The sequence below is a fragment of the Lentzea sp. NPDC051838 genome (assembly GCF_040681245.1).
GTDB lineage: Bacteria > Actinomycetota > Actinomycetes > Mycobacteriales > Pseudonocardiaceae > Lentzea.
In genome coordinates this window covers 1-12,434 of the sequence record NZ_JBFAYI010000032.1, presented here as the reverse complement: position 1 = coordinate 12,434, position 12,434 = coordinate 1, and the positions used below count along the sequence as shown (strand labels likewise).

The window sequence follows — 12,434 nt, the reverse complement described above, 5'->3', positions numbered from 1 at the left end:
TTTCAGCCGGAGAGCTGGACGATGTAGGTGCCGAGGTCGGGGCCGCCGATCGTGCCGGTGTTGGGCAGCAGACCCTCGACGAAGTAGCCGGCGACGCACTTGTCCGAGCCGGTGCACTCGTTCTTGCCGGTCAGCCAGTCCTTCTGGTTGGCGCCGGGGAGCCAGTAGCCGGTGACGACGAAGCCCGCGAAGCCGGAGAGCGTGTACGTGCCGCCGGTGCCGGTACCGGTGACCGAGGTGTAGATCGGGAAGAAGACGGGCTTCCGCGAGGCGTACGCGTCCGCCAGCGCGGTCTTGCAGTCCTTGCCCGCGGAGGCGCCGGTGTCCGCGCTGTAGGTGTTGTCGTTGATCAGCACCGAGCAGTCGGAACCCGAGTCGTCGACCCAGCCGAACATGCCGGGACCGTCCGAACCCGCGGGACCGCTCGGGCACGTCGTGCCACCCGTCGTGTGCAGCTTGAGCACCCGGTGCACGGACAGCGGCGGTGTCGTGGGCGGCTGCGGGCCGAAGTTCGTGCCGTTCGACGTCGCCTCGTTCCACTCACACCACGAGATCGTCATTGCCATGGTGGTCGCGGTCTTCGGCGGGCCCCACGTGGCGCGGGCGCAGGCGTGCACGCGGGTTCCGTCATAGGAGCCGTTGTTGGCCAGCGCTCTCGCGAAGGCGGGCGGCAGCAGCGTGCTCCCGCCGGACGTCTGCGTCGAGGTGTGCACGTCCACGTACTTGGTGCCGGACGCCGGCGTGGCCGGGCAGTCGATCATCGTGCCCGCCGAGGCGGAGCACGACGAGAGCACGCCGTTGCCGTCGAAGCCGCACACCTTGTCCACAGTGGACACGCCGTCCTTGGCGTTGTGGTTGGCGAAGTAGTTGGCCTTGTTCACCAGGCAGGTCGAGGCGCCGGTCGCACAGCCGCGGGCGACGGCGAGCGCACCCGCGTCGGCACCGTTCTGCAGCTCGGCGCGCTCCTGGTAGATGAACCCGACGTCGATGACGATCGCGCCCATGCCGAACAGGACGCCGAACCCGAGCAGGATGGCGATCAGCACGCCGAGCGCGCCGCGGTCGTCGCTCCTCACTTTTCGCACGGCATGACTCCCTTGGCGCTCAACGTGATCGGGTCGCCGAAGCCACCGCCGCCGAGTGCACCGGCGAGGGCACCGACCGGAGTGACGAACTCGAACGTGTAGGTGGCCTCCACCTCGGCACTGGCGCTTCCCGCGGAACCGGCGGGACAGGCGGTGACCGCGACGCCGACGCTGCTCAGCCCGATGGCGGCGTTCTGCGTGCGGCCAGTGGGGTTCGGCTGGCCCAGCGCGGCGACGCGGACACCTTCGCGGGCCGCCTGGGTGAGGGTGATCTGGGCGTGCAACGCGCGCCCGAAGTCGACGATGCCCATCACCAGCACCAGCAGGATGGGCATCAGCAAGGCGACTTCGACAGCGGTCGCGCCGCGATCGCGAGCTTCAGTGGTCATGACCGCTCCGAAGAAGGTGCGCGGCCGGTGGAGGGGTATCACCGGCCGCGCGGGACAGGAGACTTCAGCCATCAGAGGATGTCGGCGATCTTGTTGAACATGGCGTTCATGTCCACTCCGATCGCGGTGACGGCGACCAGGACGAAGACCGCGATCAGCGCCAGCATCAGGCCGTACTCGACGGCAGTGGCGCCACGGTCTGATTCGCGTGCGCGCCGCATGGTCAGATCGCTGCCGCGACCTTGTTGAACAGCGCCAGCAGGTCGGTGCCGACCAGCGTGACGGCGGCGATGATCACGACCGCGATGAGGGCGACCATCAGGCCGTACTCGACGGCGGTGGCGCCGCGATCGTCGTCGCGCTTCAGGGTGCGGGTCAGGAACGTCTGCACGTAGCTGAGGAACGTGAGCATGGCGGTCTCCTGGGGGATTGGGATGCCGTTTCAGGACTCCGCAACTCTGCGTGACCATCGCCAGGGTTCGGTATCGGACGAAGAGGTGTAACGAACCCGCAGATCGGGGGACATGTCGGTCGATCGGGGGACACGCTGTCGACCTCTCGGCCAGACCTGGCGTTGTCACGTTCCGTCGAGACCTAGAGAGCCTTACCGTCAGCCGCATGACTCTTCTCTGGGCCGTGGGCGGTGCTGTCGGCGGACTCGCGTCCGGCTTCGCGCTGCGCGACCTGGTCAACCGGTTCACGCGCACCGGCATCGCGCTGCCGCTGGTGTCGGCGGCCGTGCTGGCCGTGCTCGCGATCAAGTTCGCCGGCTCGGTGGAGGTCCTCGCGTTCGCCTGCCTCGGCGCGGTCGGGGTCGCGCTCGCGTTCATCGACACGGCTGTGCGGCGGCTGCCGGACGTGCTGACGCTGCCCGCGTATCCCGCGGTGCTGATCCTGCTGACCGTGGCCGCGCTGACCGGAGGCACGATCGGCGCACTCGGCCGCGCGGTGCTCGGCGGGCTGCTGCTCGCGTTCCTCTACCGCGTGCTGGAGTTCCTGAACCCGGCCGGGATGGGCTACGGAGACGTGAAGCTGTCCGGCGTGATCGGCATGGCGCTGGCGTGGCTCGGCTGGCCCGTGCTGCTCCTCGGCGCCGCGCTCGCGTTCATCCTGTCGGCCGTCGTGTCGCTGGTCCTGTTGCTCCTGCGGCGGGTCACGCTCAAGAGCACGCTGCCGTTCGGGCCGTTCATGTTGCTCGGCGCGTTCACCGCGGTGTTGCTCAGCTGACCGGAATTCGGGCTTCCGCACGGCGACGTCCGCCCCTTAGAGTGTGCTCTCGATCCGCTGGGGGAGGCGGGTTTCGAGGGCTGGGGGGCCTGAAATGGTGGTGGGGGACGCCGTTGGCGTGCGCCGGGAGACCGTCGCGTTGCCGATGCCGAGTTTGCTCGTGGTCGCCGGGTTCGCCGCGGCCGTTGTCGCGCAGGGCGGGTACTACCTGCCGGGCCGGGTCATGTCCGGGCTGCTGGTCGGGGTGGCACTCGTGCTCGCCCGGCCGAAGCCGAACCTCCTTGCGGCACTGGGAGGATCGCTCGCGTTGTGGGCCGTCGTCCGCGGGCTGCTCGAAGGCGACGTGCTGTCGTCTCTGCCGACGGTGGCAGCGGCAGGAGTGTTCGTCGGTGCCGTTCTCGTTGCGGCACAAGCTGATCTGGCTCAGCGCGAGCTGCTCGCCACGGTCGTCACGGGAGTGGGCGCGCTGGTCGCGTTCACCGGCTGGGTGGCCGTGGTGTTCCGGATCCCGGCCTGGACGACGGTCGCGGAAGGGCTGCTGCGCGCCGCGTCCACGCTGACCTACCCGAACGCCGCTGCCGCCGTGATGGCCGCCGCCGCGGTGTTGTCGCTGGTCCTGAAGCCGTCGCAGGTCACGTCGATGACGGGTTTCCTGCTGTGCACGGGGATCGGCACCACCATGAGCCGCGCCGGCGTGATCGCGCTGGCCGCCGGCCTGATGGTGCTGTGCGTGTTCGGGGGCTTCAAGAAGACGATCGTCACGGCCACCCCGGTGCTGCTCGGGGCGGTGGTCGCGGTCGGTGCGCTGCTGCCGTCGATGCGGGTCGCCGACGAGCCGCGGCCGTTGCTCGCGGTCGCCGGGCTGATCGCGGGAGCCTTGGTGGCGTTGGGTTTGCGCAGGCTCGGGCGGTTCGCGGTGCCGGTGGCGGTGCTGCTGGCAGCCGGCGGCGCGGCGACCGCGTTCGCCTTCTCGGACCGGCTGGCCACGCGCGTCTCGTTCAGCTCACCGGACCGCGGTGGTGCCACCGAAGCCGCGCTGGAACTGGTCTCCCGCTCGCCGCTCCTCGGCACCGGACCAGGAAATGGATCTTTTTTCTTCGACGCGGGCAACCAGGGCACCCGTGTCATGCGTTATGTGCACAACGAGTACCTCCAGGTGCTCGTCGAACTGGGGGCTGTAGGGCTGTTGGCGGCGCTGGGGGTCGTGGCCGCTGTGGTGGTCGCGATGTGGCGAGGGCGCGGGACTTCGTTGTGGCCGGGGGCGATGGCGGCTGTCGTCGTCGTGCTGGTGCACAGCGGTTTCGACTTCCTGTGGCACCTGCCGGTGGTGCTCGTCGTGGCCGGTCTGTGCGCAGGTCTGGGGTTTCCGTCCACTGAGGACGGAATGGCAGAGGGGACAAGAGCATGAAGAAGATTTCCGGGGGCAAGGCACTGGCCGTCGCGGCCGTCGCGGGCGGCGCGATCATCGCGTCGGTCGCACCGGTCATGGCGGACGTGAGCGCGCAGTCGCCTTCGTTGTCCGCGGTCAGAGTCGAGGGGCCCGCCAAGCTCAAGGCGTGGGGTGCGGTGGCCGAGGTCCAGGTCACCTACGCGTGCCCGCTGGGTACGTCGTCGCCCTACCTGAACGTGAGCCTCACGCAGAACGTGTGGGGACGCATCGCTTCCGGCGGTGCCTCCAAGTCCGTCACGTGCACCGGTGGGTTCGAGACCACCACGTTGTCCATCGCCGCGACGAACCTGGCGTTCTGGCCCGGCGAGGCGTTCGCGAAGGCCGACCTCAGCGCGTGGCCGAACTCGGCGAGCCACGAGGCCGTGATCAAGCTCCAGTACTGATCAGGAGGTCAGCCACGCCCGCCAGGTCGGCAGCAGCGTGGCGATGAGCTCGTGCGGTGCCTCGGTGTTCGGGGAGTGCATCACGCCTGGCAGCACCGCGAAGTCGGCGTCCAGCCGCTCAGCCATGTCGCGCTGAGCGGCTGGGCTCCACGCGTCATCGGCGTCGCCGCACACCACCAGCGCCGGGATGCCCGACGACCGCAGCGCGCGGGCGAGCTTCGCGACCTGGTCCGGTTCGTAGCGCAGGCCGTTGCCCATGCCGAGCAACGCGGCGGCGGGCGAGGCCAGGAACCGGTTGCGGTAGAAGTCCTTCAGCTCCTGCGGAAGCGCCGCGTAGGCCGGGTTCTGCGCCGACCGCAGCTCGTTCAGCTTCTGCGTGCCCTCGACGCCCTGCTCGTTCAGCACGTGCTCGCCGACCTCCAGCACCGTGCGGCGCTCGCCGGCGGGCAGTTCGGACGGGCCGGACGACATCAGCGTGAGACCCGAGATCGGGGCACCGGCGAACACCGCCGCGCGTGCCACCATGCCGCCGTAGGAGTGGCCGAGGAGCAGCACCTTCCTGCCGTCCGCGACCATCTTCTCGATCAGCTCGGCGATCACGGACCCCAGCGGACCAGGGCGGTAGAGCGCCTCGTCGGCAGGGCCAGGCGAGTCCTGCTGGCCGGGCAGGTCGATCGCGAGCACCTCGAAACCGGCGTCCGCGATCGGATCGATCATCGGCGCGAAGTCCTCTTTGGAACCCGTGTAACCCGGCACGAGCAGCGCCGTCGTGCGCAACGCGTCGTCGCCGACCGCGGGCGCGCGCAGCGCCGCGATCGTGCCGTATCGGCCTGGCAGGTCGACGCGTTGTGCCCGGTGCGGGCTGAGCTGCGAGTACACGAGGGAACTATCGCAGCGCGACCAGGGTTTCGCCACGCTGCTCGAGCACAACGGGACCGGCTGTGGCGAGTTGCACAGGGCCGGTGTAGCCGTCGCGCTTCACCCGGACCGTGCCGACGAGCTCACCGGTGGCCTGCTCGTACACCCGCAGGCCGTCCTTCACCGGGATGACCGCGCGGCCCGCGAGGGTCGTACCGGCACCCAGCGTGTCGTTCGCCGTCCACAGTGGAGTGAGCGTCTCGAGCGACAGGGCGATGGTCTTGGAACCGCTGAACCAGAAGACGTTCGTCTTGGTGGTGAAGCTGCGCGCGACGTGGTGCGGCGGCTCGGTGAAGTCCGAAGCCGGCACGTCGATCGGCACCTCGGTGATCTGGTTGCCGGTCTCGGCGTCGAACACGACGATGCGGCTCGGGTCCGGCAGCGCGACCGCGACGAGCTTCTCCGTCACGGCCACGACCTGCGCGTTCCTGCCGCCGGTCAGCACGCTCGTGAACACCTTCGGGTCTTCTGCCTTGTCCGGGTTCGGCTTCTGCACCGTGATGCGGTCGGAGCCGTCGTCGGGGCAGCGCTCGATCAGCGCGAACCTGCCGGACGTGACCGCGACCGAGCCGTACGTGCAGCCGACGCGCGGCTGCTTGTTCGGGTTCACGATCGCGCGGAGCCTGCCGTACTCCAGCGACTTCACCAGGTCGTCCTTGCGGTACGCCTCGATGTACTTCGACCCGGTCATGATGAGGTGCGAGCCCTCGTTGAGCAGGGCCGTGTCCGGTTCCGCGTCGCCGTTGCGCTGGGCCTGCCGCGCGCCGGTGATGCCGTCGAGCGCGGTGATCTCCGAGCAGTTGGTGCCCTTGGAGTACACGGCCATCGCGCGGCCCTGACCCGTGCCGACCACGCACAGCGGCAGGTCGCGCTTGTACGTCCACCGCACGTCACCTGTCAGCGGGTCGCGCCCGTTGACCTCACCGCCGTCGCCGGTCACCACGGTCGACGGCTTCTCCTCGCCGGTTTCCTTCAGCGGGGTCTGCACGACGATCGGCCACTGGGTGGCGCCGCTGCGCGCGCGCCACACCTCGGCGAGCGTCGGAGGCAGCGCCGTGACCTCGGGCAGCTGCTCCCACGACGCCGGTCCGGTGACCGACGTCGTGGCACGTGCATCGCTGAACGCCCAGGTCAGCACCGACGCCGTGATCGACACGACCGCGATCAGCGCGACCGCGATGAAGTCGGTGCGGGTGCGCCAGGACCTGGCGGGCGGACGGTCCTCGACGGGCTCGGACACGGGTTCGTGCGCGGGCTCGTCGAGGACGTCCTCGATGTCGGTGACGTCGGAACCGGGGGACGACATGTGATCAGTCTGCCGAAGGTGCGGCCTGTTCGGCAGAGGAACGCCGACGACGGCGCCTGCGCGGCTTGTCGGAGGCCGGCTTCTCAGCGGCTTCCGTCGTCGCCGGTGCCTCGGCCTGCTGACCCTCGACCGGCACGCCGGACCGGCTGCGCGTGCGCGAACGGGTGCGCTTCGGCCTGGTCTCCTCGGTCGCCTCGGGCACGGCCTGCTCCGAGCCCTTGGAGCTGCCCCGACGACGACGGCTCTTGCGCTTGCCGTTGTCGAGCTTCTCCTCTTCCTCCGCGTCCAGACCGGCACGCGTGCGGTGGCTGAGCGGCAGCCTGCCCGTGGAGCCGGACGGGATGCCCAGGTCCTCGAACAGGTGATCCGACGTGGAGTAGGTCTCCACCGGCTCGTCGATGCCCAGGTTCAGCAGCTCGTTGACGGACTTCCAGCGCAGCTCCTCGTCCCAGTCGACGAACGTGACGGCGACACCCTCGCGCCCGGCCCGGCCCGTGCGGCCGATGCGGTGCACGTAGGTCTTCTCGTCCTCGGGGCACTGGTAGTTGATGACGTGCGTCACGTCGTCGATGTCGATGCCGCGCGCCGCGACGTCCGTGGCCACGAGCACGTCGACCTTGCCGCTGCGGAACGCCCGCAGCGCCTTCTCGCGGGCGCCCTGGCCCAGGTCACCGTGCACGGCGGCCGCGGCGAACCCGCGCTCGGTCAGGTCGTCGGCGACCTTCTGCGCGGTCCGCTTCGTGCGCGCGAAGATCATCGACAGGCCCCGGTCGCGCGCCTGCAGCACGCGGGCCAGCATCTCCGGCTTGTCGAGCGAGTGCGCCCGGTAGACGAACTGCTTGGTGCGCTCGTGCGTGGCGCCGGCGTCGTTCTCCTCGGCGCGGATGTGCGTCGGCTGCGTGAGGAACGTGCGGGCCAGCGTGATGATCGGGCCCGGCATGGTCGCGGAGAACAGCATCGTCTGACGCTTGTCCGGGACCATGTTCAGGATGCGCTCGATGTCGGGCAGGAAGCCCAGGTCGAGCATCTCGTCGGCCTCGTCCAGCACCAGCATGCGGACCTTGCCGAGCACCAGGTGGCGCTGTTCGGCCAGGTCGAGCAGGCGGCCGGGCGTGCCGATCACGACGTCGACGCCCTTGCGCAGCTGCGCGATCTGCCGCTCGTACGGGATGCCGCCGTAGATGGCGGCGACCTTCACACCGAGGTGCTTCGACGCGTCGGTGAGGTCGTGCGCGACCTGGAGACACAGCTCACGGGTGGGGACGACCACAAGTGCCTGAGGGGTGCCGTCGCCGGGCGTGTCGAGGCGGTGCAGCAGCGGCACGCCGAACCCGAGGGTCTTGCCGGTGCCGGTGCGCGCCTGGCCGATGACGTCGTCGCCGGCGAGTGCGATGGGGAGGGTCAGCTCCTGGATGGCGAACGCGCGCTCGATGCCCGCCTCGCCGAGGGCCTTGACGATCTCGTTGCGGACTCCCAGCTCGGCGAACGTGGGGGAGTCGGTGCGCACCGGGGCGTTGGCCTGCAGCGGGTGCGACGTGTCTTCTTCGATGACTCCGGCCTCGCTGTGCTCCAGCAGGACCGGGTTCAGATGTGCTTCTACTTCAGCGGTCAGGGTGATCAGCCTCTCTCGTACCAAGCGCGTACGAGCCCTGGCCGGGCCTCTCGACCGCGCTTCTTTGTCAGCTGCGGGAGAGATGTACGCGCACATTTCGTGCGCCTCGCGGCGGTTCGTCACACTCGTCACGCCGGGCGTCCGAGGTCATTCTACCTGGCAAGACGCGATTGACCACTAGAGTTCGTTTCCATGGGTGTTGCGGAGGGTGTTGTCGATCTTCTGGGAGCGCTTGCATATGGCGAGCTCTCGGCCTTCGACCGGATGACGGAGGACTCGCGCTCGGCGCCGACATTGGCCGGGCGCGCCGCGTTGGCGCAGATGGCCGCCGCGGAGATCGGTCACTTCACGCAGTTGCAGAAGTTCCTGGCCGCGGAGGGCATCGCCGTCGAGGACGCGATGGCGCCGTTCGTGAAGGGATTCGACGCCTTCCACGAGTCGACGAGCCCCAAGTCGTGGCTCGAGTCGCTGGTCAAGGCGTACGTGGGCGACGGTCTGGCCGCCGACTTCTACCGCGAGGTGGGGTCGTGGCTCGACGACGAGCCGACGCGCGAGCTGGTGCTCGCCGTGCTCGCCGACACGGGCCACTCGGCGTTCGCTGAGCGCGAAGTCCTGGCCGCCGTGGAGTCGGATCCGCGCGTCCGCGACCGGCTCGCGCTGTGGGGCCGCCGGCTGCTCGGCGAGGCGTTGACGCAGGCCCAGTACGTGGTGGCGGAGCGGGACGGGCTCTCGGAGCTCATCGTGCGGGGCTCTGGCGACCTCGCCGGAATCGGTCAGCTGTTCCGGCGGCTCCAGCAGTCGCACGCGCGGCGCATGACGCAGCTGGGTCTGGGCTAGGTAGGCTCGGCTTGAGTTTTTCTCTTTGAGCACGGAGGTCAGCGTGGAGGTCAGGATCGGCGTCGCGGACAGCCCGCGGGAACTCGTCGTGACCAGTGAGCTCAACCCGTCGGACGTTGAGGCTCTGGTGGCGGACGCGGTGTCCGGCAAGTCCAGCGTGCTGTCGCTGGTGGACGCCAAGGGTGCGCGGTTCGTCGTGCCCGCTGGCCGCGTCGCGTACGTGGAGATCGGCCCGCAGGACTCGCGCAAGGTCGGTTTCGGCGCCTGAGTCGTCTTGAACGAGAAAGCCCTGGTCGTTGCCGACCGGGGCTTTTCTCTTAGTTCTCGGCGGGCTCTTCGATCTTGTAGGGCGGGGTTGAGATGCCGGTGATCCGGTAGCGGGCCCACGGGTCGGGGTCGGTCAGGGTGCCTTCCGCCTGGCCTGTCGGGGTGCGCAGGAGTGCTGAGCGGGCGCCGGCTTCCACGCGGGTCGTGACCTCGTCGTTCTGCTTGATCCGGCCGTACCAGTGGTAGCGGCCGTCGATCGGCTGGAAGTAGCCGCGCAGGTCGACGTCGACCTTCACCTCGTCGGTGCCGAAGATGAGCGTTGCCTCGCCGGTGTAGCCCTCTTCGTCGTGCTCGTCGCTCATCAGTCCACCAATCGGAGTGGGGTGAGTGGCTTGGCCGGGTCCGCCTGGACGCCCGCGTCGCGGAGCAGCCCGTCGATGGCGTGCCAGATGATCGTGGCGAGGTAGTCGCTGAGGTTCGCGCGGGACATGGTCTGGCGGTCGAGCCACCAGTCACCGGCGTTCTGCACCATGCCGACGAGTCCGTGCGCCCACGGTTCCGCGCCGCCGGAGTCCATGTCGAACGCGCGCAGGTAGTCGCCGAGGATGCGGGCGAGGGTCGCGGCGATGAGGTTCTTGTCCTCCTGCGCGACGTCCTTCTCCACCGGGCGGTCCACAAAGGACCCCTTCACGACGAACCGGTAGAGGTTCGGGTTCTCCTCGATCACCGACAGGTAGGCGTCGATGATCCGTTCGATGCGCTCGCGGATCGGGCCGTCGGCGGCGAGCGCGGGACCCATCCGGTCCATCAGCAGCTCGGTGGCCCTCTGGCCCACTGCCAGGTACAGGTCGGACTTGTCGGTGAAGTGCCGGTAGAGCACCGGCTTGCTGACGCCCGCCTCGGCGGCGACGTCCTCCATGCCGACGTCCGGCCCCTTCTTGGCCACCGCGGCGATCGTGGCCTCCACGAACTCCGCCCGGCGCTGCTCGCGGTGGCCCTTCCACCGCTCACGTCGCGCGTCTGGGCCCTTGACAGTGCGTGCCATGTGACGCACGCTACCAGAAGTAACCGTTACCTCAAGTAACACTTACCGGGGAGGGCAACCGATGAGGGTCGCCGATCGGGAGAAGACAGCGGAAAGGCTTCTGAAGTCGTCCGCGGAGAAGTTCTACGACCCCGAGGTGGACATCGACTGGTCCGCACCTCTGGTGGACGGTCTCTTCTACATCCCTGAGCAGCGCATTTCCTTGTACGGCACTCCTCTCTACGAGTCGTTGACGGTCGAGCAGCGCATCGAGCTGTCGAAGCACGAGCTCGCGTCGATCGCGTCGGTGGGGCTCTGGTTCGAGCTGCTGCTGATGCAGATGCTGGTGAAGGTCGTCTACAACACGGACCCGACCTCCCGGCACGCCCAGTACGCGCTCACCGAGGTCGCCGACGAGTGCCGGCACTCGACGATGTTCGCGCGCCTGGTGGAGCGGATCGGATGCCCTGCCTACGGTCCTGTTCGCTCTACTCACCGGCTGGGCAAGCTGCTGCCGACGATCGGGTACGGGCCCGCGATGTACGGGTCGATCCTGGTGGCCGAGGAGATCCTCGACCGGTTGCAGCGCGAGGCGATGAACGACTCCTCGATCCAGCCCATCGTGCGGATGGTGAACCGGATCCACGTGCTGGAGGAGGCTCGCCACGTGCGGTTCGCGCGCGAGGAGCTGACGCGCGGGATGGCGGAGTTGCGCGGGTTCGAGCTGCCGTACCAGAAGTGGTTGATCGGGTACGTGTCGATGATGATCACGCGGACGATCATCAACCCCGCCGTGTACGCGGCTGTCGGGCTGGACGTCCGGGAGGCTCGGCGTGCGGCGCTGGGGAACCCGCGGTTCCAGGAGACCCTGCGGTGGTCCGGGGAGCGGATCATGTCGTTCTTGGACGAGGCCGGACTCGTGGGAAGGCCGGGGATGCGCTCATGGCGTCGCTCGTTCTTGATCGGCTGAACGTCGTCACGTCGGAGTCTTCTGTTTCCTCCGACGTGACCGCGGTTCTGTTGCACGGGTGGACGATGGACCTGACCACGTGGGATCGGGTGGCTGCTGCGTTGCCCGGGCGCGTGGTTCGTTACGACGTGCGTGGCCATGGTGGGTCGTCTGGGGTGGGGACGATTTCCGAGCTGGCTGACGATTTGGCTGCTGTGCTTGAGGAGTTCGCGCCTGCTGGGCGGATCGTGCTTGCCGGGCATTCGTTGGGTGGCATGACGATCATGGCGTTGGCTGAGCAGCGTCCGGATGTGTTCTCGCGCGTTACGGGGGTGGCACTTGTGGCCACGTCGTGCGGGGACCTGCCCCGGTTGAGCGGTGTGGAGCGGCTTGCCGGGAAATGGCTGGTCAAGCGGCCGAAGGTCGGGTTCGGCCGCTTGATCACGCCTGGGTTGAGGGTTACGTTCGGGCGGCGTCCTAAGTGGGCGGATGTGCGGGCGGCTGCGGCGATGGCGGGGAACACCACCGGTGGCGCCTTCGTCGGGATCCGGGAAGAGCTCGTGTTGCATCAGCGGCGGGCGGCGTTGGCCGTGTTGGCTGACATTCCTACTGTGGTGATGGCTGGGTCTTGGGATGTTCTTACTCCGATGCGGCACTCTCGGGTGTTGGCTGAGGCGTTGCCTGGTGCGGAGTTTGTTGTTTATCCGAAGGCTGGGCACATGTTGCCGTTTGAGCGGTCTGCTGATGTTGCTCGTCGGATTGCTGCGTTGATGTAGGGGCTTTGGCGGGGAGGCGCCTGTCGGCGCGGCGCGTGGGGTCCGTAGGTCGTCCCCCGGTTGCGTCGGCGGGTGGCTGTTTCGTGTCCGTGCCGTTCCCCTGTTGCGTAGTCAGAGTTCCGGTTGCGTGCTTCCCCTTGGGAGCTCTGCCCCAAACCCCGCCAATCTGATCAGGGGGCCAGCGCCGCGCGCAGGCTGATGGCACGCCTGT

16 protein-coding genes are annotated in these 12,434 nt (G+C 68.8%); 7 read left to right on the top strand and 9 right to left on the bottom strand.

What is annotated here, in order from left to right:
• Positions 1-2: 2 nt before the first annotated feature.
• From AB0M24_RS39740 to AB0M24_RS39725, 4 genes are all read right to left on the bottom strand, one after another.
• Entirely contained in the window at positions 3-1,085 is a 1,083-nt protein-coding gene (locus AB0M24_RS39740; RefSeq protein ID WP_363778828.1) for a TadE/TadG family type IV pilus assembly protein, read from the bottom strand.
• Positions 1,073-1,474: a TadE/TadG family type IV pilus assembly protein gene (locus AB0M24_RS39735; protein ID WP_363778826.1), complete on the bottom strand. Its 402-nt coding sequence runs from the start codon at positions 1,472-1,474 to the stop codon at positions 1,073-1,075. The genes AB0M24_RS39740 and AB0M24_RS39735 overlap by 13 nt, the downstream gene beginning before the upstream one ends.
• 71 nt (positions 1,475-1,545) lie before the next feature.
• Complete coding sequence (locus AB0M24_RS39730; protein ID WP_363778824.1) at positions 1,546-1,695, bottom strand: Flp family type IVb pilin; 150 nt, start codon at positions 1,693-1,695, stop codon at positions 1,546-1,548.
• 2 nt (positions 1,696-1,697) lie between these two features.
• Entirely contained in the window at positions 1,698-1,886 is a 189-nt protein-coding gene (locus tag AB0M24_RS39725) for a Flp family type IVb pilin (protein ID WP_363778822.1), read from the bottom strand.
• Positions 1,887-2,092: 206 nt separating this feature from the next.
• On the opposite strand from AB0M24_RS39725, the gene AB0M24_RS39720 reads away from it, so the two are divergent.
• The 3 genes from AB0M24_RS39720 to AB0M24_RS39710 all read left to right on the top strand — a co-directional run bounded on the left by AB0M24_RS39720 (position 2,093) and on the right by AB0M24_RS39710 (position 4,534).
• Entirely contained in the window at positions 2,093-2,701 is a 609-nt protein-coding gene (locus AB0M24_RS39720) for an A24 family peptidase (protein ID WP_363778820.1), read from the top strand.
• A 100-nt stretch (positions 2,702-2,801) separates the two neighbouring features.
• Positions 2,802-4,109 carry an O-antigen ligase family protein gene (locus AB0M24_RS39715; RefSeq protein WP_363778818.1) on the top strand — a complete coding sequence of 436 codons (1,308 nt, stop codon included), beginning with the start codon at positions 2,802-2,804 and terminating at the stop codon, positions 4,107-4,109.
• On the top strand, positions 4,106-4,534 hold the full coding sequence (locus tag AB0M24_RS39710; RefSeq protein WP_363778816.1) for a hypothetical protein: 429 nt from the start codon (positions 4,106-4,108) through the stop codon (positions 4,532-4,534). Before AB0M24_RS39715 ends, AB0M24_RS39710 begins: the two co-directional genes overlap by 4 nt.
• Here AB0M24_RS39710 and AB0M24_RS39705 read toward each other — a convergent pair whose 3' ends face one another.
• From AB0M24_RS39705 to AB0M24_RS39695, 3 genes are read right to left on the bottom strand one after another with little or no spacing between them, the layout of a single operon-like run.
• Positions 4,535-5,413 (bottom strand): alpha/beta fold hydrolase, encoded by an 879-nt coding sequence (locus AB0M24_RS39705; protein WP_363778814.1) that lies wholly within the window; start codon positions 5,411-5,413, stop codon positions 4,535-4,537.
• Between the two features lie 7 nt (positions 5,414-5,420).
• Positions 5,421-6,758 (bottom strand): hypothetical protein, encoded by a 1,338-nt coding sequence (locus AB0M24_RS39700; RefSeq protein WP_363778812.1) that lies wholly within the window; start codon positions 6,756-6,758, stop codon positions 5,421-5,423.
• A 4-nt stretch (positions 6,759-6,762) separates the two neighbouring features.
• Positions 6,763-8,394: a DEAD/DEAH box helicase gene (locus tag AB0M24_RS39695; protein WP_363778810.1), complete on the bottom strand. Its 1,632-nt coding sequence runs from the start codon at positions 8,392-8,394 to the stop codon at positions 6,763-6,765.
• A 168-nt stretch (positions 8,395-8,562) separates the two neighbouring features.
• On the opposite strand from AB0M24_RS39695, the gene AB0M24_RS39690 reads away from it, so the two are divergent.
• Together AB0M24_RS39690 and AB0M24_RS39685 are read left to right on the top strand one after the other, a co-directional pair.
• On the top strand, positions 8,563-9,207 hold the full coding sequence (locus AB0M24_RS39690) for a ferritin-like fold-containing protein (RefSeq protein WP_363778808.1): 645 nt from the start codon (positions 8,563-8,565) through the stop codon (positions 9,205-9,207).
• Between the two features lie 43 nt (positions 9,208-9,250).
• Positions 9,251-9,475 carry a DUF3107 domain-containing protein gene (locus AB0M24_RS39685; RefSeq protein WP_030474076.1) on the top strand — a complete coding sequence of 75 codons (225 nt, stop codon included), beginning with the start codon at positions 9,251-9,253 and terminating at the stop codon, positions 9,473-9,475.
• Positions 9,476-9,524: 49 nt separating this feature from the next.
• On the opposite strand, the gene AB0M24_RS39680 is transcribed toward AB0M24_RS39685, so the two are convergent.
• Complete coding sequence (locus AB0M24_RS39680) at positions 9,525-9,836, bottom strand: DUF4873 domain-containing protein (RefSeq protein WP_363778806.1); 312 nt, start codon at positions 9,834-9,836, stop codon at positions 9,525-9,527.
• Positions 9,836-10,519: a TetR/AcrR family transcriptional regulator gene (locus AB0M24_RS39675; RefSeq protein ID WP_363778804.1), complete on the bottom strand. Its 684-nt coding sequence runs from the start codon at positions 10,517-10,519 to the stop codon at positions 9,836-9,838. The genes AB0M24_RS39680 and AB0M24_RS39675 overlap by 1 nt, the downstream gene beginning before the upstream one ends.
• A 61-nt stretch (positions 10,520-10,580) precedes the next feature.
• Between AB0M24_RS39675 and AB0M24_RS39670 the strand changes: the two genes are divergently transcribed.
• Together AB0M24_RS39670 and AB0M24_RS39665 are read left to right on the top strand one after the other, a co-directional pair.
• Positions 10,581-11,468 carry a diiron oxygenase gene (locus tag AB0M24_RS39670; RefSeq protein ID WP_363778802.1) on the top strand — a complete coding sequence of 296 codons (888 nt, stop codon included), beginning with the start codon at positions 10,581-10,583 and terminating at the stop codon, positions 11,466-11,468.
• Positions 11,441-12,223 (top strand): alpha/beta hydrolase, encoded by a 783-nt coding sequence (locus AB0M24_RS39665; RefSeq protein ID WP_363778800.1) that lies wholly within the window; start codon positions 11,441-11,443, stop codon positions 12,221-12,223. The genes AB0M24_RS39670 and AB0M24_RS39665 overlap by 28 nt, the downstream gene beginning before the upstream one ends.
• The last annotated feature ends 211 nt before the right edge of the window (positions 12,224-12,434 follow it).

Excerpts from the sequence above, each read along its gene's own strand:
- AB0M24_RS39735 (WP_363778826.1), bottom strand. The coding sequence starts at position 1,474 with ATGACCACTGAAGCTCGCGATCGCGGCGCGACCGCTGTCGAAGTCGCC.
- AB0M24_RS39730 (WP_363778824.1), bottom strand. The coding sequence starts at position 1,695 with ATGCGGCGCGCACGCGAATCAGACCGTGGCGCCACTGCCGTCGAGTAC.
- AB0M24_RS39725 (WP_363778822.1), bottom strand. The coding sequence starts at position 1,886 with ATGCTCACGTTCCTCAGCTACGTGCAGACGTTCCTGACCCGCACCCTG.
- AB0M24_RS39720 (WP_363778820.1), top strand. The coding sequence starts at position 2,093 with ATGACTCTTCTCTGGGCCGTGGGCGGTGCTGTCGGCGGACTCGCGTCC.
- AB0M24_RS39710 (WP_363778816.1), top strand. The coding sequence starts at position 4,106 with ATGAAGAAGATTTCCGGGGGCAAGGCACTGGCCGTCGCGGCCGTCGCG.
- AB0M24_RS39700 (WP_363778812.1), bottom strand. The coding sequence starts at position 6,758 with ATGTCGTCCCCCGGTTCCGACGTCACCGACATCGAGGACGTCCTCGAC.
- AB0M24_RS39690 (WP_363778808.1), top strand. The coding sequence starts at position 8,563 with ATGGGTGTTGCGGAGGGTGTTGTCGATCTTCTGGGAGCGCTTGCATAT.
- AB0M24_RS39680 (WP_363778806.1), bottom strand. The coding sequence starts at position 9,836 with ATGAGCGACGAGCACGACGAAGAGGGCTACACCGGCGAGGCAACGCTC.
- AB0M24_RS39675 (WP_363778804.1), bottom strand. The coding sequence starts at position 10,519 with ATGGCACGCACTGTCAAGGGCCCAGACGCGCGACGTGAGCGGTGGAAG.
- AB0M24_RS39670 (WP_363778802.1), top strand. The coding sequence starts at position 10,581 with ATGAGGGTCGCCGATCGGGAGAAGACAGCGGAAAGGCTTCTGAAGTCG.
- AB0M24_RS39665 (WP_363778800.1), top strand. The coding sequence starts at position 11,441 with ATGGCGTCGCTCGTTCTTGATCGGCTGAACGTCGTCACGTCGGAGTCT.